Source organism: Flavobacterium crocinum (genome assembly GCF_003122385.1).
GTDB lineage: Bacteria > Bacteroidota > Bacteroidia > Flavobacteriales > Flavobacteriaceae > Flavobacterium > Flavobacterium crocinum.
The window spans coordinates 959,733-982,673 of the sequence record NZ_CP029255.1 but is presented as its reverse complement, the minus strand read 5'-3'; the positions used below and the strand labels follow the sequence as shown (position 1 = coordinate 982,673).

General features: G+C 33.2%; 24 protein-coding genes. 4 read left to right on the top strand and 20 right to left on the bottom strand.

Features of this window, described 5'->3' with window-relative positions; translation table 11 throughout:
- Positions 1–13: 13 nt before the first annotated feature.
- The 4 genes from trhO to HYN56_RS04580 all read left to right on the top strand — a co-directional run bounded on the left by trhO (position 14) and on the right by HYN56_RS04580 (position 4,216).
- Positions 14–1,372: an oxygen-dependent tRNA uridine(34) hydroxylase TrhO gene (gene trhO / locus HYN56_RS04595; RefSeq protein WP_109191103.1), complete on the top strand. Its 1,359-nt coding sequence runs from the start codon at positions 14–16 to the stop codon at positions 1,370–1,372.
- 24 nt (positions 1,373–1,396) lie between these two features.
- Positions 1,397–1,831 (top strand): IS200/IS605 family transposase, encoded by a 435-nt coding sequence (gene tnpA / locus HYN56_RS04590; protein WP_109191102.1) that lies wholly within the window; start codon positions 1,397–1,399, stop codon positions 1,829–1,831.
- A gap of 904 nt (positions 1,832–2,735) precedes the next feature.
- A complete protein-coding gene (locus tag HYN56_RS04585; protein WP_109194722.1) occupies positions 2,736–3,977 on the top strand; it encodes a peptidase U32 family protein in 1,242 nt (413 codons plus the stop codon).
- Complete coding sequence (locus HYN56_RS04580) at positions 3,977–4,216, top strand: ferredoxin (protein WP_109191101.1); 240 nt, start codon at positions 3,977–3,979, stop codon at positions 4,214–4,216. The genes HYN56_RS04585 and HYN56_RS04580 overlap by 1 nt, the downstream gene beginning before the upstream one ends.
- A 112-nt stretch (positions 4,217–4,328) precedes the next feature.
- Here HYN56_RS04580 and HYN56_RS04575 read toward each other — a convergent pair whose 3' ends face one another.
- From HYN56_RS04575 to HYN56_RS04475, 20 genes are all read right to left on the bottom strand, one after another.
- Positions 4,329–5,378 (bottom strand): XAC2610-related protein, encoded by a 1,050-nt coding sequence (locus HYN56_RS04575; protein ID WP_109191100.1) that lies wholly within the window; start codon positions 5,376–5,378, stop codon positions 4,329–4,331.
- Positions 5,379–5,389: 11 nt separating this feature from the next.
- The gene (locus tag HYN56_RS04570) at positions 5,390–6,610 is read right to left on the bottom strand and encodes a hypothetical protein (RefSeq protein ID WP_109191099.1); all 1,221 of its coding nucleotides are present in this window, start codon (positions 6,608–6,610) and stop codon (positions 5,390–5,392) included.
- 57 nt (positions 6,611–6,667) lie between these two features.
- Complete coding sequence (locus HYN56_RS04565) at positions 6,668–7,162, bottom strand: hypothetical protein (protein ID WP_109191098.1); 495 nt, start codon at positions 7,160–7,162, stop codon at positions 6,668–6,670.
- Positions 7,163–7,181: 19 nt separating this feature from the next.
- A complete protein-coding gene (locus HYN56_RS04560) occupies positions 7,182–7,934 on the bottom strand; it encodes a hypothetical protein (protein ID WP_109191097.1) in 753 nt (250 codons plus the stop codon).
- A 93-nt stretch (positions 7,935–8,027) separates the two neighbouring features.
- Complete coding sequence (locus tag HYN56_RS04555; protein ID WP_109191096.1) at positions 8,028–9,155, bottom strand: hypothetical protein; 1,128 nt, start codon at positions 9,153–9,155, stop codon at positions 8,028–8,030.
- Positions 9,156–9,268: 113 nt separating this feature from the next.
- Positions 9,269–9,898: a hypothetical protein gene (locus HYN56_RS04550; protein ID WP_109191095.1), complete on the bottom strand. Its 630-nt coding sequence runs from the start codon at positions 9,896–9,898 to the stop codon at positions 9,269–9,271.
- A 543-nt stretch (positions 9,899–10,441) separates the two neighbouring features.
- A complete protein-coding gene (locus HYN56_RS04545; RefSeq protein ID WP_146194569.1) occupies positions 10,442–10,996 on the bottom strand; it encodes a hypothetical protein in 555 nt (184 codons plus the stop codon).
- A gap of 452 nt (positions 10,997–11,448) precedes the next feature.
- Positions 11,449–11,958 (bottom strand): SMI1/KNR4 family protein, encoded by a 510-nt coding sequence (locus HYN56_RS04540; protein WP_109191093.1) that lies wholly within the window; start codon positions 11,956–11,958, stop codon positions 11,449–11,451.
- A gap of 200 nt (positions 11,959–12,158) precedes the next feature.
- Complete coding sequence (locus HYN56_RS04535; RefSeq protein WP_109191092.1) at positions 12,159–12,515, bottom strand: hypothetical protein; 357 nt, start codon at positions 12,513–12,515, stop codon at positions 12,159–12,161.
- Between the two features lie 153 nt (positions 12,516–12,668).
- The gene (locus HYN56_RS04530) at positions 12,669–13,697 is read right to left on the bottom strand and encodes a PDDEXK nuclease domain-containing protein (RefSeq protein ID WP_109191091.1); all 1,029 of its coding nucleotides are present in this window, start codon (positions 13,695–13,697) and stop codon (positions 12,669–12,671) included.
- Between the two features lie 899 nt (positions 13,698–14,596).
- Positions 14,597–15,043: a hypothetical protein gene (locus HYN56_RS04520; protein WP_109191089.1), complete on the bottom strand. Its 447-nt coding sequence runs from the start codon at positions 15,041–15,043 to the stop codon at positions 14,597–14,599.
- Between the two features lie 321 nt (positions 15,044–15,364).
- The gene (locus HYN56_RS04515; protein ID WP_109191088.1) at positions 15,365–15,946 is read right to left on the bottom strand and encodes a hypothetical protein; all 582 of its coding nucleotides are present in this window, start codon (positions 15,944–15,946) and stop codon (positions 15,365–15,367) included.
- A 324-nt stretch (positions 15,947–16,270) separates the two neighbouring features.
- Positions 16,271–17,008 carry a DUF6630 family protein gene (locus HYN56_RS04510; protein ID WP_240622657.1) on the bottom strand — a complete coding sequence of 246 codons (738 nt, stop codon included), beginning with the start codon at positions 17,006–17,008 and terminating at the stop codon, positions 16,271–16,273.
- 232 nt (positions 17,009–17,240) lie between these two features.
- Entirely contained in the window at positions 17,241–17,918 is a 678-nt protein-coding gene (locus tag HYN56_RS04505) for a hypothetical protein (RefSeq protein ID WP_109191087.1), read from the bottom strand.
- Positions 17,919–18,072: 154 nt separating this feature from the next.
- A complete protein-coding gene (locus tag HYN56_RS04500; protein ID WP_109191086.1) occupies positions 18,073–18,693 on the bottom strand; it encodes a hypothetical protein in 621 nt (206 codons plus the stop codon).
- A gap of 203 nt (positions 18,694–18,896) precedes the next feature.
- The gene (locus tag HYN56_RS04495; protein ID WP_167398273.1) at positions 18,897–19,163 is read right to left on the bottom strand and encodes an Imm17 family immunity protein; all 267 of its coding nucleotides are present in this window, start codon (positions 19,161–19,163) and stop codon (positions 18,897–18,899) included.
- Between the two features lie 161 nt (positions 19,164–19,324).
- Positions 19,325–19,627, bottom strand: a complete 303-nt coding sequence (locus HYN56_RS04490) for a DUF6881 domain-containing protein (protein WP_109191084.1) — start codon at positions 19,625–19,627, stop codon at positions 19,325–19,327.
- A 487-nt stretch (positions 19,628–20,114) separates the two neighbouring features.
- On the bottom strand, positions 20,115–20,657 hold the full coding sequence (locus HYN56_RS04485) for a hypothetical protein (protein ID WP_109191083.1): 543 nt from the start codon (positions 20,655–20,657) through the stop codon (positions 20,115–20,117).
- Between the two features lie 140 nt (positions 20,658–20,797).
- Positions 20,798–21,238 carry a hypothetical protein gene (locus tag HYN56_RS04480; protein WP_109191082.1) on the bottom strand — a complete coding sequence of 147 codons (441 nt, stop codon included), beginning with the start codon at positions 21,236–21,238 and terminating at the stop codon, positions 20,798–20,800.
- Positions 21,239–21,453: 215 nt separating this feature from the next.
- A complete protein-coding gene (locus tag HYN56_RS04475; RefSeq protein ID WP_109191081.1) occupies positions 21,454–22,803 on the bottom strand; it encodes an ankyrin repeat domain-containing protein in 1,350 nt (449 codons plus the stop codon).
- Between the last annotated feature and the right edge of the window lie 138 nt (positions 22,804–22,941).

Here is a 22,941-nt window from a genome sequence, read left to right as displayed (position 1 = left end):
AAATGTTTATAGCATGCAACTGTATAACACTTTAAGCGCAGAAGAAAGAGCCATCATGATCGATGATGCCGGTAAACAACGACTAACGTTGTCTTTCTATGCGTATGCCAAAATTCAAGATCCACAAAAATTTCGTAACGATTTATTTCTTGCCTGGAATGCATTAGATGCATTGGGAAGGATTTATGTTGCCCATGAAGGAATTAATGCTCAGATGAGTGTTCCTGCCGAAAATTTTGAAGCTTTTAGAGAAACCCTCGAAGCTTATGATTTCATGAAAGGCATACGATTGAATGTTGCTGTAGAACAAGACGATCATTCCTTTTTAAAATTGACTATCAAAGTGCGTCACAAAATCGTTGCTGACGGTTTAAACGATGATACTTTTGATGTTACCAATATTGGCGTTCACTTAAAAGCCAAAGAATTCAACGAAATCCTTGATGATCCAAACACGATTGTAGTAGATTTTAGAAATCATTACGAAAGTGAAGTGGGGCATTTTAAAGGTGCTATTACTCCAGATGTTGAAACTTTTAGAGAAAGTTTACCAATTATCAACGAACAACTTAAAGATCACAAAGACGATAAAAATCTGGTAATGTATTGTACTGGAGGTATTCGTTGTGAAAAAGCGAGTGCATATTTCAAACACCAAGGTTTCAAAAACGTTTATCAATTAGAAGGCGGAATCATTAATTACGCTAAACAATTGAAAGAAGAAGGTTTAGAAAGCAAATTCATTGGTAAAAACTTCGTGTTTGATAATCGTCTGGGCGAAAGAATTACAGATGATATTATTTCTCAATGTCACCAGTGCGGAAAACCTTGCGATAATCATACAAACTGTGAGAATGATGGTTGTCATTTGTTATTCATTCAGTGTGATGATTGTAAAGCGGCAATGGAAAACTGCTGTTCAACAGAATGTCTTGAAATAATTCACATGCCATTGGTTGACCAAGTTCGTTTGAGAACTGGAAAACAAGTTGGAAATAAAGTATTCAGAAAAGGAAAATCTGAAAACCTAAAATTCAAACATTCAGGGGAATTGCCAGAAACGGCTTTGGCTACAGCACAAAAGCAAGCTGATATTCGTCAGAAAATAAAAGTAAAAAAAGTACTTCTTGGAAAAGCGGAACATTATTATGTAAAAGCACAAGTGGGACAATTTACTATTGAAAACCAAGAGTTAAACAGCGGAGATAAAATCTTAATTTCTGGCCCGACTACAGGAGATCAGGAAATGGTTTTGAATAGAATCATTGTTAATGGTGCAGAAACTCAAACTGCTAAAATTGGTGATAAAGTTACTTTTGAGGTTCCATTCCGTATTCGTTTGTCAGATAAATTGTATAAAATTGTAAATTAGCATAATTTTTATGCTAATTTATTTATGCCACAATCGTTTACTAAATTATGGATTCACGTTATTTGGGCAACCAAAAATCGTCAGGAATTAATTGATTATTCAATTGAAAAAAATTTGTATGATTTTATTTGGCAGGAGCTAACTGAACTTGGATTTCCCATTAGAATCATTAATGGAATGCCAGATCATGTGCATGTTTTATTTTTACAAAACCCGCAAAAATCAATTACAGATATTGTAAAGCAAATAAAAGGAAGTTCTTCTCATTTTATAAATAGAGGAGAATTTATCCTTGAAAAATTTGCGTGGCAAACTGGCTTTGCGGCCTTTTCTGTTAGTGAATCTCAGTTAGATGTTGTTTACAATTACATTAAAAATCAAAAGGAACATCATCTTAAGAAAAATACGCAAGATGAATTTGATGGATTTATAAAACGACATGGGTTGGAGGACAAATAATTGCTGGGCTTAACGATGTATTTCTGTGGTTACAACCGCATGGGCGCAATGAATGTCGACTACGAAACGTTCCCTGTGGTTGAAACCACGGGCTATATTTACAAACAGTACGCAAAGAAAAACATACGCAAAGAAAACATAGCCTGCGGTTTCAACCGCAGGAACACAACGTATGTCCGCGATGATTATTCATTTCGCAGGATTGAATCCGCTACGTTTCCCGTGGTTGAAACCACGGGCTATATTTGACAAAGCATACGCAAAGAAAAACATAGCCTGCGGTTTCAACCGCAGAACACAACGTACATCCGCGAAGATTATTTATTTCGCAGGATTAAATCGAAATGCTCAACGATACGTTTCCCGTGGTTGAAACCACGGGCTATATTTACAAACAGTACGCAAAGAAAAACATACGCAAAGAAAAACATAGCCTGCGGTTTCAACCGCGGGAACGCAACGGATTTCCTCAACTATTATGCATCTTGCAGGATTAAATCGAAATGCTCAACGAAACGTTTCCCGTGGTTGAAACCACGGGCTATATTTGACAAAGCATACGCAAAGAAAAACATAGCCTGCGGTTTCAACCGCGGGAACGCAACGGATTTCCTCAACTATTATGCATCTTGCAGGATTAAATCGAAATGCTCAACGATACGTTTCCCGTGGTTGAAGCCACGGGCTATATTTGAAAAAACATGCGCAAAGAAAAACATAGCCTGCGGTTTCAACCGCAGGAACACAACGGATATCGACAACAATAATTTTATACCACTACAAATAATTTTTAAAATATAAACTATGATATAAATCATAGGAATCTAATCTACCCTCACATTATTTTTGTCAATTGTTAGATGACTGATTGAAAAATCATTTCATTGAAATAATAGAATCAAAAATGACACTTACCAACAAAATTGAACTCATGTCTCCAGCTGGAGACTTTGAGTCGCTTCAGGCTGCTTTAGACAATGGCTGTGATTCCATATATTTTGGAGTTGAACAGCTTAATATGCGAGCACGTTCGACGGTGAATTTTACGATTGATGATTTAAAAGAAATTGCCTGTCGATGCGGAGCCAAAAATGTTCGAAGTTATCTTACTTTAAACACGATTATTTACGATCACGATTTGTCAGTCGTAAAAACATTATTAACGAAAGCCAAAGAAGCAAATATTACAGCTGTAATTGCATCGGATCAGGCAGTAATTGCAATGGCAAAATCAATTGGAATAGAAGTTCATATTTCAACGCAATTGAATGTAACGAATATCGAAACTATAAAATTCTACAGTTTATTTGCTGATACAATGGTTTTAAGCCGAGAATTAAGCTTGCGTCAGGTAAAGAACATTACAGATCAAATCGAAAAAGAACAGATCAAAGGGCCAAACGGAAATTTAGTCGAAATCGAAATTTTTGGCCATGGTGCTTTGTGTATGGCGGTTTCGGGAAAATGTTATTTGAGTTTACATTCACATAATTCTTCTGCCAATCGGGGTGCGTGCAAACAAAATTGTAGAAAAAAATATACCGTTATTGATCAGGAAACGGGTTTCGAAATCGAACTGGATAACGAATACATGATGTCGCCAAAAGATTTGTGTACAATCGATTTCTTAGATCAGGTTATCGATTCAGGGATTAAAGTTTTAAAAATCGAAGGGAGAGGCCGTGCTCCTGAATATGTAGCAACAGTAACCAGAACCTATCGTGAAGCTATTGATGCGTATTATGATGACACTTTTTCAAAAGAAAAAACCAAAGATTGGATGAAAGCTTTAGAAACGGTTTACAATCGTGGATTTTGGTCGGGTTATTATCTAGGTCAGGAATTAGGAGAATGGAGTGATATTCCTGGATCTGCAGCGACGCAGAAAAAGGTTTATGTGGGTAAAGGAACGCATTATTTTCCAAAAGCTGAGGTAGGTCAGTTTAAGATTGAAGCTTATGATATTAAAATCGGAGATAAAATCTTAGTCACAGGTCCAAGTACAGGAGCTCAGGAAATGATTATTGACGAAATGTTTGTGAATGATGTTGCAGGAGAAAAAGCAACAAAAGGCGATGATTGCAGTATCAAATTACCATTCAGAATCAGAATGTCTGATAAACTATATAAAATTGTTGAGGCGTAATGGTTATTGTTACTTTACAAAGAGATAAATGCATTGGTTGTAATTACTGTGTAGAAATGGATCCCGTACATTTTCAAATGTCAAAAAAAGATGGAAAATCAGTTTTGATTCATTCTGTAAATGCTAAAGGTTTTTTCACTTTAAAATCTCCCAATCATGCTATTGCGGAAAGTTGTGAATTGGCAGCAAAAGCTTGTCCGGTGAAGATTATCACGGTTAAAGAGACATTGGGTAATTAGTAAAAAATATAGATTCTTCTAGTTAGACCTAACAGGTTTTAAAAACCCGTTAGGTCTTATCGCATAAATAAAAGATATACTACAACTAATTTATAATTGGAGCGTTTTAGAATTAATCTTTTATAACATTACTAAATTTATTTTTAACCAATTTCTCTAAAGTTCCCGTTTTATTCATTCCCTGCCAATCAGATATTTTTCCGTTGACATTAATTTTGATACCGACTCCATCTGAAGTTTCATAAACCAGATATTTTATGCTTCCACTGTTAAATTCAAGTTCGTAACCCGAATTTTGTTTTTTAAATTTAAAGATGGCTTTACTGGCTTTTTCAGGACTGGACGGATGAGCAAAAGAAATAAATTTATACTCGTCGTTTTGTTGAAAAGCATAATATAAAATAGTATCTATTTTAAACAACAATATACGCCCTTTGCCATTTTTGGTATCAAAAGCAAGTATTTTGTCCGGATCTAAATTTGGTTCGTAAATAGATAAAGAATTGAAAGAAACCCATTTGCTGTTTTCTAATTTCTTACCTGTTATTTTAGAGAAGGGGCCTTGGGTAAATCCATCTTCTTCAAAGCTGGAAATCATTTTAGCCTCTTTACCCGAGACGCTGTAATGCTCACAACCATGACAAGCTGCACCGCAGGTACTCGATGTAATAATACGTTTGTTTTTTGCATCGATATCAAACGAACCGCCACGCATACAATTAGCATCATTATAAACATCGCTAATACTTTGACTAACTGTAAATGTGTTTTCGGTATTAATAAAAATATGAGATGATGCCCTTGGATAATAACAGCCGTCATCATCATTAATTTGTGTTTCATGAATAATGATATCAGGTTTGCCATCAAAATTTACATCGCCTAGAATTCGAATGTTCTTCTGAGAAATACTTTTGAATGTAACTGTTTTTGCTGTTTTTAGTGTTTCTGGTTTAGAAAGTTCCTTTGAACCAAATTCGAGTACTGTTTTTTTACTTTCGTTTTCAGTAAGCTTATAATATTCTTTTGTTTGGGAGTCAGATTTTTGCTGAATAAAATACAAAGTATAACCTTTCATGAAATCATTAATAAGATAGGCTTTCTGTGCATTTGCAGAAGCTATTGAAAGAATTATAAAAAGTGAAATAATTTTAAATTTCATAAATTTTAGTATTACTGATTGCCCAAAGAGGTTGGTTCAGATGATCTTTTATAGGTTAAAGTCTTTTCGGTACTCCAGGAAATTACAAGTACATCATCTTTAGGTTTTTTCATTATTCCGATGTGTACTTTTTCTGGAGTGTAGACCAAAATCGTGTCGTTTTTGAATTGGCAATTATATACATCGCCAGTTTTGTCATTGCTGAAATACTTCGAATTGAATTCTATTTTGTTGAAAGTTCCATTTGTTTTAGATTCCCATTTTCCATAACAATCAGATAGGATAAAAGGTTTTTTAACTTCTCCTAATATTAAATTCAAACTATTTTCTCGGGAAAACTCATCTAATTTTACAGCTGAGTTTTGGTTTACTTTTTCAAAGAATGTCTTTTTGTTATAGGTTTTAATGATTTTGTGATTAGTGTCGAGCACCGAAATTTTGAAATTTTCAGGAAAACCAACCAAACGGTCAAATTGCCATAATGGTATTGCAACCCATTTGGATTCATGTACATTAAGAACTAATGGATCGATAAGGCTTATTTTTTTTCGATTGCTCCAATTTTCATTTGTGTTTTTTACAATTTCAATAGAATCAGAAGGTTGGAAACCAGGAGATATTTTTCTTTCATGCCTTTCGTCTAAAATTTCCCGAACATTGTTTATACCATCTAAAATCTGTTGTTTCTTATAAAATGCTATCTCTTTTTCAGAATATTTAAAATCAATATGGACAATCACTTTTTTGTTGGTTTCGTTGCTTAGATTCAATACCAAAAATTCGCACTCAATACTTGTGCAAGGTTCTCTTTTTTGTGTAGTTGCCACAAATGAAAAACAAGAAAGCAGTACAATCAACTGTAAAAATAGGGGATGTAGTTTTAAAACATAAGACTCTTTTTTTAATATTTGAAATGAAAGAAAAACACTTACAAGCGCCATATTATCTGAGAAATCGACTATTCTTGATGCTCCAATAAAATGTACAAATGTTTCTGAAAAGGGACTTTTCCAAAAGACAAAAAACAGGAAAGTACCCAAGTGAATTTCTTTAACTCTTTTGGGGAAAATAACGCTCCAAAAAAATGGAAAAGCAAATAAACCCGCAAAATCAGACAGTTTCCCGGTAATGAAATTATGAAAAATGGTTTTAAAGAACCAATCGTTAAGAATAAGAATGATCAAAGAGATAATAAAAACAGGTTGTCCTAGTCTGGTTAAGTTTCTGGTCATTTAATTCTGATTTTTGAGGTAAATATTCACTTTTATCCGTCATTCAATTTTAATGCCTTATTTGCATATTTTGTCAAATTTTAAAAGCAAATCCTTATTGAAATCAATTGCAATTAAACTATCATTAGCGGTGTTATATTCAAAAAGTTCTCTTTTAGAAGGATCAAATACATAACGTGCAATTGTAGGCATTCGATCCGGATAAGTTTCATGAAGGCTTAAATCATACGTTTCAGAATAGCTCCATGACTTGTCGATTTTAGGATTCGGGCTTCCTTCAACAGTAATTCCAATAGAAGTCCCGCCGTTTTTAACAACAGCTTCGTACAAACCTTTTGTTCCTTCAATATACGAAGGGGCAGTGGTTAGGATTTCTAAGACAACATCAACGCAAGTTATCGAATCGGCAGGTTTTTCTGTTTGTTCCGATTTTGAACTATCCTTTACAGTAATTTCTTTATTGACAACAGGTTCTGCAACTTTTGCTTTTTCGTTTTTATTACAGGAAAAGAGCGTAATAATTAGGATTAAAAGAGGTAATTTGTTTTTCATTTTGAGGTTTTAGTTGGTATTAATCTCCTGAGACATCCAGTTCATCGAAATCGCTGATGTCGGATAATCTAAGAAGTTTGTTTGGAGAAAGTTTTGTTTCGGTTTTTTCAAAAACTTCTTCGCCTACATCAGCATCATCATTTGTATTTTGATTGACAATCTTTTTTCGGGTCAGGAAATTGATGCTGGTCTCAGCAAGTGTAACAGGGCCTCGATTACTGCTGGCGTCATAACCTATGAGTTCAAAATCATTGTTTTGATATCTGAAAGTATATTCCCAATAGCCGTATCTGCCATGTCGGTAGGCAATATATAGTTTACCATTTTTTATTTCGAGGTCAAGTTCCGGGGCATAATAAACGCCTCCTTCTTCATTTTCAGACGAAAAACAATCATAGTTTTTAACCGCTAGTTCGTAGCCGTCATTTTTATTGATTAAAGCTATAATTCCTCTGCGATTTCGGTCCAATTTACCACGATATTCGTCCGTAATGACTTTGCTTTTATCAGTACCTTTAATAATTAGAATATAATCTTCTAATCCGTCTTTATTAAAATCGCCTGTAATGGTGTCAAAAGGAACATATCCTTTCGGAATAAAGTCTTCAGGTCTTTTCTTTATTTCTGCTGAAGCCGTATCTCCTTCAAAGACTTCTTCAACGGTTGGGATTTCTGAAACCTGAACAGATTCGGTTTTTTCTTTGGTTTTGTTACAACTTGAAAACCCAATTAGAATTAGAACGAAAACAGTTAGCAGTAGATTTTTATTCATCGTTTTATATTTTATAAAATGTAATAACTCGATAGTTTGTAAAATTTTGAACGTTTAAAGATCCGAAAATTTAGATAGTTTAAAATTATATTTTTATTCAACATCTTTTCTGTCATTGCAGTTTTTTATGGCAAACTTTCCGTTTTTGTAGGTTGCTTTTCCTGTTGTGGTTTTGCCGGTATTGGTATCGTGGCATTTACCATAAAAAAGGGTTTTGTTTTTGTAATCAAAAGTTATTGTTCTTACGGGTAATGACTGATGTTCAGGATCTGAGTTCGGGGGATTTTCTATTTCTGTGAAATTACAAACCGTAAGTTTTAATCTGTTTTCAAAAGCTTTTTTCTGTTTGTATTGACCGCCGTTTGATTGATAAACATAGGCATAATTACAGGAAAAGACCAAATCGTCTCTTTGCTCGATTAGTAAAAATTCGTTATTGTTCAAAGTATGAATCTGAGTAAAGTACTCGTGCCATTTGTTGTTTTTTAATATAATCTTATACCCCTTAATTTTATTGTTTCCTTTTATGGTCTTGGTTATATAATTAAAATGATAAAACGGGCTGGCATAAGTATATAGAATGAAGTTTTTATCTTCTGATTTTTGAATTTTTAAGCAAAAGGCACTTGTATTACATTTTCGCTGGAGTTCTTTTGTCGGAAATTGTGCCATTTTAGAATTGGTAATTAATGCTTCAAATTCTTTTTCGAAATCCAGGTGTAAAATACTGTCGTTTCCGGCAGATGTTGTCGCCTTTTCTTCATATTCACTCAGTGTTTTAAAAAATTTCCTGCTATAAGATTCCTGTGCCGACAAAGGAACTTTTGTAAACACCTTGCTTAATAAATGTTTTTCATCTGGTTTTTGAAAGGTGCCGTCTTCTTTTTCAATTGTCGGACATGTTTTAAAGATCAGCTTACCGTTTTTTACCGTCATTTCAACATAGTCGTTTTCATGAGTCTTTGCCGGAATTACCAATTTATTTTCCTGAAGATAGGCTTTTAAAATATGCGGAGGCGCTTCGCCGGTGCCAATATCTATGAAGGTGGCATAGTCTTTATCTTTTTCAAATTTTATTTCGACTGTGTTGGTGTAATACTTCCTTACAATTATCCATTTTCCTTCAAAAAGTGTTTTGATGTTTTCAGGAATTGAATGGGTTTGAGCAAAAGAAAATCCGATTGAACAAACAAATGAGAATATTGTGAAAAGGGATTTCATTAATTTTTTGGTTTTTGAGATTCAATAATAACTTATTTGATAAGAGTACAATAAGTTCACGAGCAAGATGCTCGCGCCAGCTGGGGCACAGCATTCGCCTTATTTTTGAAGATTTATTTTATAATATATTGGTAGGTTGTAATGATTTCTTTAGTATCTCTTTTCTCCTTTTTTTGAATAGGATAACCATCGTTGTTATATTCATAAGTATAAGTAATTATGTTTTTTACATCATTGCTATTGCAATCGTAAATTGTTTCTTTGATGATGTTGTTTTTTTGAGGGATTGTTCTCGGATCATTACCGGTAATATTGATAAAAGGAGAATGTTTATTATCATATTCAAAGTTCGTTTTTGTACACTTTCCATTTTTATATGATCTTTCTGTTTTGAGGTTATCATCACTATCATATTCATTAGATACAGATGTTAGTTTATCAGCTTGCATTTCTGCAACCAAACCGGAGCTGTTTAATTTTAATTTATAATTTTTCGGAAGGGAATACTTGTTATTACCGGTTGAAAAAATCTTAATTTCCTGATTGCTGTAAACTAAAGAATCCTGAGTATTAAAATAATTGTATTCTTTAAAAATATGCTTCTTTTTAATAAGCTTGTTGTTTTTATCATAACTATTATAAACAGTTGATATTCCTAGTTGAACTTCTGTTATTCTGTTTAAAGAATCGTATTTGTATTTTATAATTTCTTCCTGCTTTGCTTCCGGGTCTTTTATAGTCATCTGAGATAGTAAATATGTTGGATGTAAAATATGGCTAGTGAGAGGATGCTTTTTTATTATTGAAGATTCATCATTTTTACAATAAGTAAAAAAAACAGTAGTAAAATATTCAAATAAATTTTATTCATTTTTAAACTTTTTTGAGCATTAATAAGTTAGATCTTTATTGCTGTAGAATTATATATTAAAAAAATCAGATAGCGCAAATTCGCAATCCATGCTCGTTCCAATTAGTAAATCTTATTTGTTCTCACAGTTTTTATTTTTTTCTCTCTTTCAATTTGTCGATATACTTTACGTGCACGGATTGCAAATCCGCGCTATCGGGTTACAAAAACCGTCTTCACCTTTCAACATTTTCACTCGCCCGAAACTATCCACTTGCCTTTCCCAAATCAAAGAACCTTCTTCATTATAACCTTGAATAGGTGTACCTAAATGGTCTGCTAAAACAGCCGCTCCATTTACGAAGCGGCTGTTTTTGTTTTTGGAGCCATCATTAACTTTGATACATTACCCCAACGATGGCAAAAAATATTACTGCTAATCTCTTTTTACTTTTGCTAACATTCTAAAATACTTCTCACACTCTTTCATTATCCACTTCTTTTTTGTAGAAGTAAACAATGCCATAATTTCTCGCTCCACACTTGGTTCTTTCATAATTCGTAACGCTTCTAAAGTCGCGAGTTGTACAGCATCATCATGAAGAAATTTTCTTAAAAGATCGACATATTTTTTATTTCCAAATTCACTTAGTATCAAAATAAAAGCTACTCTACCATAACCATATTGTTTACGATCTGCAACTAATGCAACTTTATCTAAAAGATCATTAACCTCTCTTTTTCTTTTTTGTTCCGATAAACAACGTCTTATAGTTTCACCTAAAAGCCATATACTATTCTCATATTGATGCCTTGGTAATTCATTTTTTTCGTTAGCATTTATAATTTCAATTTCATTTATGTACCAATAAGAACAAAGATTATCAATTAATTTAATCAGTGTAGGATCATCTACTAGCAATCGAGCCTTATTATTGGTCATCAAACTTTTAAGCTGTACGCTTAAAAAAGTTATATCATTATTATCCACATCCTGTCGTTTTGGGTCTGTTTAAGTCTTTTCTTACGATTTCAATTGGACTATTGGGATCATTATGCATTTGCTGTAACCCGATAGCGCGAATTTGCAATCCGGGCCCGTTCCAATTAGCAAATCTTATTTATTCTCACAGTTTTTGTTTTTTCTCTCTTTTGCTTTGTAGATATACTTTATGGGCACGGATTGCAAATCCGCGCTATCGTTGTGGAAATATATCTGCGCGATCGGGTTGGAAATAATCCACAATTTCATAAGCTATCCAAGACAATTCATAGCCCTTTATGTGAGGCTTAAATATTTTCTTCTCTACTATTTCAAATTTTGTCATCTTTTCAGTTATTGTATGAAACCCGCTCCCCGAAAATCTTCCCGAACAATCAACTGCTATTTTTTGAATGCACAGCAATTACTTAATTTTTGAAGGTTTATTTTTTAAGAACGCTTCATAGAGTGGGCTCATCATACGCATCACCTAATTTTATAAATTCTGGTTGCAACCAATACCAATGTTTTCCTTTATTGCTATACAGATTGTATAATAAGTCTGTAAAATTTTTAGCCACGATTGCAGAGTCGCCTTCTAAACTATGTGTTTCATAAAAACTGTCATAGCATTGCCCGAAGCGTTCTTTGGTTAAATCTACACTTATGTATTGACTGAGTTGTTCGGTTTCTGCAATTAAGTACCATTCATTCGATACATGGTCTTCAATTTCTTCCCACATAACATCATCAGGCGGATACAATCTCTTGTTTGTAGGTATAAAATCTTTTCGTCCAACAATATTTATCCCGAACGAACGCTCTTCAAAAAGCCGGATACCATCTGTTAATTCAAAAAATTCTTTTAAGTCTTCGGGAATATTTGCAGGCATGGCAATATCGTGGTTAGCCGGCCTTACATTGCAATTTTTATCTTGCTTAATCATCTCAATAAGTTCGGTTATTTTCATGGTCTGTATTATTTCAATTTATAATCGTTTGTACCCGATAGCGCGGATTTGCAACCCGTGCCCGTTCCAATTAGCAAATCTTATTTATTCTCATAGTTTTTATTTTTTCTCTCTTTCACTTTGTAGATATACTTTACGTGCACGGATTACTTCGACAGTTCGCTATCGCTCGGGTGCAAATCCTTGCTATCGGGTTTTTATTAATGTAAACTATTGAAGAAAACAAAAGTTCCCATACCAACAATAAATGCTGAGATTAATAATAGAAGAAGACTTGATTGAGCAAGTTTATTTTGTTTCAAAATATAAAAGCTTATTGTTTCTACTAATAAATAAAATAACCAAGCTCCAAAAAAATAGTAGCTACCATAAAAAGCGCCTAACATCCCACTTCTTCCCTCAAATATATATAATAGCAAAACAATTAACAGAATGGCAACTATCAGCACTGCTATTCTTATAATAGAGTGTTTGGTTGTATCAACCTTAACTTTGGCTTTTTTGTTTGTAAGGTGTATCAGATAAATAATTACAATGATTATTAAAGGTATTATCATTTTTTATAAATTAAAATTTTATAAACTAAATTAGACTTTGACCGGCATACCGCTACACGAAAGAATTAGCTACGCTGAATCTTTGATTTCGGGATCAGGCTTTGCATTCCGGAAGAAAATCGAAGCACAATAGTTTATATTATCACTAAAGTTCTAATTAGCATCATCTTCTTCACTCAATTGTTTTTCTAGTTGCTCAACAGAAGGTAATTGACTCTGAAGCTTTTCGGGCAGGGCCTGCGTAAGCAGATACTCACTAATGCCAATAGGTTTGTTGATGTCTCTCAATGCATATTCTGCTTCTATTTTGTCTTTATGTTTGCATAGAATAAGACCAATGGAAGGATTGTCTGACGAATGCTTTAGTTGACTATCTACAGCAGAAAGATAGAAATTAAGTTTCCCTGCATATTCAGGTTTAAACTTTCCTGACTTCAATTCAACAACAACAAAACATCTTAACCGCAAATGATAAAACAACAGGTCTATATAGTATTCATTATCACTAACCACCAGTTGATACTGTTTTCCCACAAAAGCAAATCCTTTTCCTAATTCTATTAAAAACTGCATGATATGTTGCATCATTGCCTTTTCTATATCGCGTTCATGAACATCATTTTCTAATCCCATAAAATCAAAATTGTATGGGTTTTTTAATGTTTCCTCGGCTAATTTGGATTGAAGCTCAGGAAGCGTTTGCTTAAAATTTGTAATAGATTTTCCCTTAGTTTCGTAATAACTGTTCTTTATAGCAAGTTCCAAATTATCCCTGCTCCAGCCGTTTTCCAATATCGCTTTACAATAAAAAACAGCTTGTTCTACTTCCTTTATTTTAGAGATAATTAGCCTGTTATGTCCCCACGGAATTTGTGCCACAACCTGTGGCACAAATTCGAAACGTTGACTGTAAAATAAATACCATTGGCGAATTGCATACAAGTTCCTTCTTGAAAATCCGTTAATGTTTGGAAAACTAAGACGCAAATCAATCGAAAGTTGTTCTAAAACAGCATCGCCCCAATCAGATTCTTTTTGCTTTTGAAGAATATCAGACGCTAGTTCCCAATAGAGCTTTATCAGTTGAGTATTGGCACTCACAGCTATTTTTAGCTGTGCGTTTTTAATCTTATGCTTTATCCCTTCAAGCCACTTTCGGTAATTTTTATCGATTAAATTCATATTGCTATTTTATACTATTGTCATTTTGGCAAACATTATACACCGCTACCAAACCCTTTCGTGTGGTGCGTTCCAGCTTAATGCCTCAGGATTATAACATTTACACTTTCTACTCATTTCAATATATTAATTCTTTATAAAAAAACAGACTTTGACCGGCATACCGCCACATGAAAGGATTTGTGCGGAAGATGGGAAAGTTTACCCCAATAACATACCAATTAGACACATTGCAACTATTGTTAGTATTAATGGAATAAACGTTACAGTGCAAATAAAAGTTCCTCGTTTGAAAGTTGGCCAGGTTGAGAGATTGTCTGGCTTAAATACTATAAAATTGACTATGATTGGTACCATGATTGGCAAAATTAATAGTCTTCCATTTCCGCTATAATTAACATGTCGCAATATGAGATATAAAATATATCCCGAAAATATAATTGAACATCCAGAAATTATAATCTTAATTGCTAAATTATTTTTATAGTTCATTAGCTCGGGTTTTTCTAAATTCCTGCCAGCGTTAGGAGCCTGATCCTCAACTCAGCGAATTTTTATTAAAATGTAATCACTTTATTATCAGATAAAAATATCAAAATCGAAAAATGAAAAATGCTTCTAAAAGTTATTACTCTGTCAAAATAAGTCTTAATAAGGTAAAGAATTGAAATTGGGGAGTTTACTTAAAGGCTTAATCGAAAGATTGTTTTAGCTGTTTTGTAAATCTACAATTGGGATTAAGTCTAAATAGGTAAACTTTTCAGGACACGACATCTTTGCGTTCACGAGCAAGATGCTCGCACCAGCTGGGGAGACTTCGCACAGTAATCTCTCAATTTTTGAACGTTTGTTTTTTTTAAGAACACTTTGTATAACTGAGTTTGTCGTTCATCGAAACATCAATCTTTTTTTTCTTGGTATTCTAAAAAATTATTAGCAACATCACGTATCTCTTGCTGTATTTCTGTGTTTTTACTTATAGATTTTAATATTTCAATTAATATTGTTGCTTTTTCATTTTCGCTTCCATTTATTATACGATGTAATAGCCAAATGGTATGAATTGTTGGTTTTTCTGCCACAGACTGTTTTACTAGATTTATGTAGTCTTGTTGCTTTTCGGTATAAAAATTTTCTATAAAATGTGTAAATGGTCCTGGTGTGCCGAATTCTACTAATGGATTTTCTTCCATTAATTTAAGAATACTCTCAACTGCTTCAAAACCTATTTTGTCTGCCTCCATTTGGTCTGTAACTTCATACTGTAAGCAAATAAATTCAGTTTCATCTAAATCTTCTTTGTTCTTTTTAATAAAATCTTTTATTGGTTGTAAATATTTTTCCATAATTTCTTCTCGTTTAAATAATTTTTAGAAGCTGAATCTGATAGCTGAATCTGATAGCGCGGATTTGCAATCCGTGCCCGTTCCAATTAGCAAATCTTATTTATTCTCATAGTTTTTTTTTTCTCTCTTTCACTTTGTCGATATACTTTATGGACACGGATTGCAAATCCGCGCTATCGAGTTTGCAATCCGTGCCCGTTCCAATTAGTAAATCTTTTTTATTCTCACAGTTTTTATTTTTTTCTCTCTCTCACTTTGTCGAATACTTTACGGGCACGGATTGCAAATCCGCGCTATCGGGTGGTGCGGGAGTTAATCATCTCATTTATAATAATCCTTTTCCTGGCAATTATCTTCTGCCTGTTTCATGATATTTTCAAAAGTATGCCCCTGTGCATAAATAGTCATCCATTCAATTCCATTGTTTGCCGGTAAACAAATTGCAATAAAGCCTTGTGCTGATGCTTCTCTGCATTTTTTTGTTGCAGACGGTGTATTTCCGGAATTTGGCGTTTCTGTCAAACTTGGCCTGTAAGTATGTTTAAAGATTTTTGCAAAATCCACCTGTCCTTCTTTAAGTATAAAAACAATAGAACCACGTTTCCGAGTGCAGGCATTCCACAAATACTCATTTCCCAAAATGCATTCTTTTGTTTTGTCGAATTTAAACTTGCCTTTGTCTTTTATCAATACCTCTATCTCCTCCAGTTTAATAGGAGCTTGCATTTTACCATAAAGAAAAAATTCTTCTTTTGTTCCGCGATATACAAAAGTATCTATTGAGTTTTCTAACAATGGGCGAATAACCAATTCGTGTGCAGGCATTACACTTTTTTCATCGTAGTGATGCCTGATTTCGCCTATTAGATTTACGTTTAATGGTTTAAAGAAATCGTCTTTCATCAACTTTATTTTTTTATTATTGTCCGTAAAATTTCAAATACTATGAAGCAAAGTCAGAAAACATCCCGATCGTGCAAATTTGCAATCCGTGCCCGTTCCAATTAGTAAATCTTATTTATTCTCATAGTTTTTATTTTTTTCTCTCTTTCACTTTGTCGATATACTTTACGTGCACGGATTGCAAATCCGCGCTATCGGGGTGCAGTTATCCAGCTTTGTATCCTTTGGGATAATATATTATAAACCAATTCTTGTTTCTCGTTTTTATTACGAAGTCAGGAAACATTCACACAGCAATTATGAATATGTATGTCAGTGGTAATTTTATTTCTCGTGATATTTGTATCCAATTTTCTCAACAGATTTTTCTACTTTTTGTTTGTCTGCAATTTTGTGCAGAAAGATTACATATTCGTCCGATTGTGTATCAATAAATCCCATTTGGATGCCTTTATTTCTCAAAGGTTTGTCGAAGTCTTCAAATACATTGTCAAATGAAACAGTGGCTCTTTCTTCATAATCTTCTTGTTTTGGCAAGTCAATAGTCAAACCATAATTGTCTTTCAATGATGAATTTATTCTCCATTTTAAATCATTAATCGATGCTTTCCAATCTAGCGACATTATAAAATGGATTTTGTTTTTGTCTAAATATTCTATTACATAATTCAGGGTTGTCATATAATCATCATCTGCCGAAAAGTCTTTTACTGTTTTAAAGAAGTCAAAAAGTTTTTGTTGGTTTTCTGTCGCTACACATAAATCCGTTAATTCTACATAACCTTCTTTTTCTATTTTTTTCAAATCCGGTAATGATGCTATATATTCATCGTATGTCATTTCTACTTTCTCTTCCTGAATAATATCGGGTATCTGTTTGATGATTTTCTTTGGTTTTTCAAACCATTTAGTTCCTGTTAAAACATCTTTGCACCAAATATATAAAACAAGCCCTCCAACTATCCAAGCCCAGTATTTTACATTTAAGTTGTATGTAAAACCAATGATAATGATTAGAATTATCAGTATTAACAGCATTACAAAATATAGTTTAGATTTCATTGTTAATTGTTTAATAAGGTTTGTGTTAGGCTTAACGTTTGAGGTGGCATTTAAAACTCTGTCTGTCCCGTTCCACAAAGTTTTCTATAAAACTAAAAATAGTATTTAGCAGTTTGATGCTGTACGAAGTCAGGAAACTTCGCACAGCAATCTCTTAATTTTTGAATGTTTTTCTTTTTAAAGAATACTTTGTGGAGTAGGTTGCTGGGATTTTTTTAAGTCCGCAACGTTTCTATAAACTTAACCATTCATCTTCCTTAATAGAACCCGAAATTATATCTACATATGTTTTATATTCTGGTGGAATTGGGCGATTAAATATTAAATCTTTTAGAGGGTCGATATTTTTTTTCATTTTGTAACATAGATACAATCGTTCGTTTAATTCGCCATAAATTCTGATATTGGTTAGTTGATACTTATCAATTGTTTCTGCATCATTCAATGGAATTTCCTTTACTAAAACCTCGTCTATTACACCACTGATATGCGGACGAACCCGCTGGTCTTCTGTAGGTTTCCACCAAAGATTTTTTTTTACTAATGAGCCCCCGGATTTTGTTCCTAGCAGGAGAATTGTTTTTTCTTCTTCAGTTCCTTTCCAAACGATGATATTTCTGCTACCAAGCGCAAAATGATTTATCCATATATCAGAGTCTTCTCTTTCTGTATCCGATTTTATTTTTTTCATTTCCAAAATATTCGATTTTCTTAGAAATTGCCGAGTTATTGCAGTTGTAAATAACGTTTCTATTTCATTTACATCATTTATTGACCATGAGTCACACTGCTCACCAAACTGGTTATAAAATCTTAAAAATGGTTCTTTTAGCATTTGTGCCAATACAAATGTTCCTTTGCGTGTTTCGATGCTAACTATTTTTCCTGTTTTCCAAATTACTCTTGCCATAATTATTTTCTTTTTTATATCTTCCCGAACAAACAAATGTTATTTTTAGAATGTACAGCAATCTCTTAATTTTTTTGAATTTTTCTTTTTTTAAGAAGACTTTGTAGAGTGGGAGACTAATTTATATTTCTCATTTTGAAACAAGAAAAGCTCTTTATGTAAATAATCTTTCTGTGGCCGTAAACACCACTTCTTTAAATCTTGTGTTAAAAACTTCTATGGTATATCCTTTGGCAATGCATTCGAACATATTATCGTGAAAGGTAAAAATATAATGCTTTAAGGTTTTCCAATATTCAGGATAATAACCGGTATGTATCGAGTTTATTTTTTCAAGTTCGGCTATCCACGAAGAATGTACTACTTGGTGGGCTTTGTAGGCTTCCATTCCGTGTTCGTATAACGGATGTCCTTCTATTACCTCATCATTTGGACTGCCAAATTTATGACTTATAGCATGTTCAAATGAAACCAATGCAACAGGGTTTGATACCTCTTTTTGTTGCTTACGTAGAGCAAGGTAATAAATAAGAAAAAGGTTGAGTCCATCGCTCACAATATGTGGCATAGGTGCACCAATATCCCAGGCATATTGCCAGTTCTCTATTAAAACGGCTGTTTCTTCATTTCTCAGTAAAGATAATTTCCGTTTTAGTAATCGTTGTTGTTTCCATAAATCTAATTGCTCTTCAAACAAAGCTTTCTTTTCGTAAAGTTCTTTTTGCTTTTGTTCATTTTCTGCCAATTGTTGCAGTACAGAGTTTATTTCTTCCATAATATAGTATAGATGTAAAAGTTTAGTTTTATGCTATAAGAAATTCCCCGAAAGTCCACTTCGTAACGACAATGATAGGCAAGAACAAGTTTGTGGTATTGGAGCGGGTACGAAGCGGAGAAACTTCGCACAGCAATTGCTTAATTTTTGAAGGTATATTTTTTTAAGAACACTTCTCATAGAACAGGGAAGTTTGTAACAGCTCACCATTTTGTAACGTTAAACATAATATAGGCCACAAAAAAGAAAATAAGCCCAACAACTACAGCAAGTATGCGTGCTATAGTTCGGCCAAAATAGGCGCTTATGCCACCAATACCACGAAAGGTGCCACTTGGTGCATAGAGCCAGTCCCAATTTTGAACAGCGCCCACAATCATCATTACGCCCAATGAGAGCGGTATAAGAGCCATTACTTTGGGATGTTCTCTAAAGTAGACATGTATTTTATCGAAAATATCTTCTGCCATGTTTTGAATAATCTGCTCATTATCAGGTAAAAATATCAAAAGGTGAAAATGAAAATAGCTTCTAAAAGCCATCTCTCTATCAAAATAAGGTTTATAAGAAATCTATTTTAGGGTTTAATGTAAAATAGATGTGGTTTTTGTCAGAATTACACAGGTATATGTTACAATGGCATATTTGTGCACTGCATATGAATAGCTTTTTCCCATTCCATATTGAAATAAATTTTAGAGATTTCTACAGCAGAGATTCTCTCTTTATATGATTGATAATTATAATCTTCAATGTAAAATTTGTCAGGATTTAAAAATGTTTCTCTTTCAAAATCATTTGAAGCTATTTTTATTACGCTATCTTTATAAAACTCTATTTTTTTCTCTTCAAAACCATTTTCGTTAATTTCAATGAAAACCAAGAAAGGTTCTTCAATAAATTCATGTGTCCAGTTTATTTTATAATATTTCATCTTCATTGTTTTAAGTACGCTTTATTGTTGCAGATTGAATATTTTATAGTATCTCTAAACTCTCTTCCAGGTATTCTAAATATATTTTGGCGTCTTACTTTTTAATGAAAAAGATTAAGTACAGTTAATCTTTTTGTATGAGATATTTAATTGAAAATATTCTCCGGCATCTGCAAGAATTAAAAAAGCAATAAATTAACAATATACAAAGTTAAGCTGTTGATTATATGATGATTATGCTTTAAGGACAAATAAATAATAAAATAGGACAAAATGTAAATTAAAGCGGTTATGCAGAAAATATTGTTTTGCCTTTCTGAGACTGACTTGTAGGTTCTGTTTAATTGACAGAATAAGCATTAATTAATCAAAAGGTTTGGTGTTAGTATATCTAAAAAAAGGAATCATATTGAACTTGTTTTTGTTCAATATGATTCCTTTTTAGTTTATTCTCTCGAAAAGAGACTTTTACTTTTTAAAGAAAACTTTAAATGCCAATTTTAGCATTAATATTGTGTTTTTCAGCGTATGCCTTTGCTTCGTTCATCAACTTTGTAAACTTGCTGTCTATATCGTTTTGAGTTGAGGTATCAAAATCGGTTATGGCTTTCTCGATTTGTTCTGGAGAAGCTTTTTCATCTTTCATTTTAGCAATTGGTAAATAACCTTCTTTTTGTTTGGCGATTGCATAAGTAAACAAATCTTTTGATGCCTGAAGAAATTCTTTATTGTCATCGTCTTCGGCTATATCTTTAATAGTTTGAAATCGGGTTTCCAGATTGCTTATATCATACTTGAAAGCATCGTAATAAGAAGAAGGAATCATCTTTTTTTGGCCTTCATCATAAACTTGTGCTTCCGATTGTAGTTTTTCATTTATCTCTTTACTGCCAAAACGAGACAACAGGTTGGCATTTAACGCTGCAATTTCAAATGTTTTTTCAGGCGAAAGGTTGGTACAGGAGGAAGAGACTAAACTTCCGATGGTTAATACTAAGAATAGGATTGTGGTATTTAAGATTTTTTTCATTTTGTATTATTTATCCTTTTAAGATTTTATTTTTCACTTTCAAACTCTTCCGAAGTTAAAATGTAGGTTTCTGAAAGTATTTTCAGGTTTAATAAAGGTTTATTTTGTTTTTCGAAATGCTCATTTCAGTTTTCTTTCATCTATTCAAAATAGGACAAGCTGTCTTTTGCATTGTCGATAATGTTTTGCGGGTATTTTGTATTTACAGAAATACTCTTCATTATCTCCAGATATTTTTGATGTTCAGCATTATTGTCATCATTTATAAGACGATGCAATAAGCCTAACGTATATTCTGTTGGTTTACGTTCAATAGACTGTAAAAGCAGTTCTTCGTATCCGTTTTTATAATAATTTTCCATAAAACTGCCTAACGGGCCTGGCCCACCATAATCTATATCCGGACTACGTTCAATAAGTTCAAAAATGGGTTCTATTGCGTTGAAATTATCTTCCATCGCTTCCAATTCGTCACGTATTTCGTAAGCAGGATCTATAAATTCATATTTATCTCCCGTTTCGTATGCTTTTTGAATGTATTGTTCAAGATTGGTAATGATTGTTTTAATTTGGTCTGTCATATTTTATTGTTTTTAATCCGTTGGGTGTAATTCATGTTTTTTTATTCAACACATAGAAACATAGATTTTATTTTAAAAAAGGGATTAAAAAGAAACCAGTTTCTAACACATAGCCAACTATGTTTGTTTGAATAAAGTGAAACGCCTTTGTAGATATCCTAAATCTATGTTTCTATGTGTTTGAATTAATTGAACCCAACGAGTTGTTTTTATTTTTATCCTTTTAAGATTTTACTTTTTTCCGCATCAAATTCCTCTGAAGTCAAAATTCCGGCATCCAAAAGCTCTTTTAAGTCCAGTAAAGCTTTCTTTTTTGCTTCCATAGCATTTCCAGCATCGGATTTTGGTTCTTCAACTTTAGAAGTTTGAATTGGCGTAATAGTTGTTCCGGAAGGAGCATATTTCAAAATTAACTCTGTAATTTCATTAAAACCTTTTACATTCGAATAATCAATTGCTTTTTGCTCTTTTACGTTTACGATTGAAGCATCGGCTTTATTGTCCAGTAAATATTTAACCACATCTTTCTTTCCGTTTGCGGCGCTGTAATGTAAAGGCGTATTTCCTGATTCGTCCTGGATATTGATATTGGCTCCGGCTTCAATAAGTAATTTAACCATGCTGAGGTTTCCTTTTTTGGTAGCAACATGAAGCAGACTTTCTCCGCCGTACGTATAACTGCTGTTTAATGTAAAGCTGGATTCATTCGAAATATTAGAAGCGCTTACCACCCAATCCAAATAATCATTCATTGACGAAGTATCGCCAGCAACAGGTTTGCTATAGTTTACATCAACACCATTTTCTAAAAACAAGGCTACAATTTCCTTTTGATTGTTCGCGCAGGCGTACCAAATTGGAGAATAACCGTTGTTGTTTGACGTAAATACATCGGCACCTCTTTCGACCAATAATTTAGCCAGCATTCGGTTGGTTTCGTAACAAGCAATCAAAAGCGCATTTTCACCAGAATGATTTACGTGATTGATGTCGGCTCCGTTATCCAAAAGCAACGTAACCATAGGGATCGATTTGGTGTAACAAGCATAAAGTAATGGTGTATTTCCTTGTTTATCGGTCGCATTTATATCAGCTCCTTTGTCTAAAAGCAGTTGAATAATTTCTCGGCTTAATCTTGCTGAAGCTAGTAAAAGTGGTGTTTCGCCATTGTTATTCAGTAGATTTACATCGATTCCTGCTTCAAGCAACTTTGTTGCAATTTCAACTTGAGCTGTCTGTACGGTCAAGTGTAACAGGCTGTTACCGTTTTTATCGTTGATTTCAATTTTCGCTCCGTTATCCAAAAGATATAAAGCAGTTTGTTTTTGTTTTTGAAGACAAGCAAAGAACAAAGGCGTTTCTCCTGCATGATCTTCATAATCGATATCGGCACCGTCTTCAACTAATATTTTTACAATATCCAGATAACCTCTGTGTGCGGCATAATGAAGAGCGGTTCTTCCTCTTTCATCCGTATATTTTACATCTACTTCTTTGTTTTGAAGTAACAATTCAGCTATTTTTCGGTTGCCGTTTTCACAGGCAATTATAAATGACATTGACATAGAATCTTCGTTTTATATAAATTAAATCAGTTGGGTATAATATTTAAACACATAGAAACATAGTTTATTGAAGCTTAAAAGAAGGCGTTTCACTTGCATAAATTCACATAGCTTTTCTATGTGTGAGAAACTAGTTTC

Coding starts and splice junctions, on each gene's coding strand:
- HYN56_RS04580 (WP_109191101.1), top strand. CDS start 3,977: ATGGTTATTGTTACTTTACAAAGAGATAAATGCATTGGTTGTAATTAC.
- HYN56_RS04510 (WP_240622657.1), bottom strand. CDS start 17,008: ATGAAATCTAAACTATATTTTGTAATGCTGTTAATACTGATAATTCTA.
- HYN56_RS04570 (WP_109191099.1), bottom strand. CDS start 6,610: ATGACCAGAAACTTAACCAGACTAGGACAACCTGTTTTTATTATCTCT.
- HYN56_RS04480 (WP_109191082.1), bottom strand. CDS start 21,238: ATGACAGACCAAATTAAAACAATCATTACCAATCTTGAACAATACATT.
- HYN56_RS04550 (WP_109191095.1), bottom strand. CDS start 9,898: ATGACTATAAAAGACCCGGAAGCAAAGCAGGAAGAAATTATAAAATAC.
- trhO (WP_109191103.1), top strand. CDS start 14: ATGCAACTGTATAACACTTTAAGCGCAGAAGAAAGAGCCATCATGATC.
- HYN56_RS04515 (WP_109191088.1), bottom strand. CDS start 15,946: ATGAAAGACGATTTCTTTAAACCATTAAACGTAAATCTAATAGGCGAA.
- HYN56_RS04540 (WP_109191093.1), bottom strand. CDS start 11,958: ATGAAAATAACCGAACTTATTGAGATGATTAAGCAAGATAAAAATTGC.
- HYN56_RS04560 (WP_109191097.1), bottom strand. CDS start 7,934: ATGAATAAAAATCTACTGCTAACTGTTTTCGTTCTAATTCTAATTGGG.
- HYN56_RS04530 (WP_109191091.1), bottom strand. CDS start 13,697: ATGAATTTAATCGATAAAAATTACCGAAAGTGGCTTGAAGGGATAAAG.
- HYN56_RS04585 (WP_109194722.1), top strand. CDS start 2,736: ATGACACTTACCAACAAAATTGAACTCATGTCTCCAGCTGGAGACTTT.
- HYN56_RS04505 (WP_109191087.1), bottom strand. CDS start 17,918: ATGGCAAGAGTAATTTGGAAAACAGGAAAAATAGTTAGCATCGAAACA.
- HYN56_RS04490 (WP_109191084.1), bottom strand. CDS start 19,627: ATGAAATATTATAAAATAAACTGGACACATGAATTTATTGAAGAACCT.
- HYN56_RS04495 (WP_167398273.1), bottom strand. CDS start 19,163: ATGGCAGAAGATATTTTCGATAAAATACATGTCTACTTTAGAGAACAT.
- HYN56_RS04555 (WP_109191096.1), bottom strand. CDS start 9,155: ATGAAATCCCTTTTCACAATATTCTCATTTGTTTGTTCAATCGGATTT.
- HYN56_RS04475 (WP_109191081.1), bottom strand. CDS start 22,803: ATGTCAATGTCATTTATAATTGCCTGTGAAAACGGCAACCGAAAAATA.
- HYN56_RS04485 (WP_109191083.1), bottom strand. CDS start 20,657: ATGAAAAAAATCTTAAATACCACAATCCTATTCTTAGTATTAACCATC.
- HYN56_RS04500 (WP_109191086.1), bottom strand. CDS start 18,693: ATGGAAGAAATAAACTCTGTACTGCAACAATTGGCAGAAAATGAACAA.
- HYN56_RS04575 (WP_109191100.1), bottom strand. CDS start 5,378: ATGAAATTTAAAATTATTTCACTTTTTATAATTCTTTCAATAGCTTCT.
- HYN56_RS04520 (WP_109191089.1), bottom strand. CDS start 15,043: ATGGAAAAATATTTACAACCAATAAAAGATTTTATTAAAAAGAACAAA.
- tnpA (WP_109191102.1), top strand. CDS start 1,397: ATGCCACAATCGTTTACTAAATTATGGATTCACGTTATTTGGGCAACC.
- HYN56_RS04535 (WP_109191092.1), bottom strand. CDS start 12,515: ATGATAATACCTTTAATAATCATTGTAATTATTTATCTGATACACCTT.
- HYN56_RS04565 (WP_109191098.1), bottom strand. CDS start 7,162: ATGAAAAACAAATTACCTCTTTTAATCCTAATTATTACGCTCTTTTCC.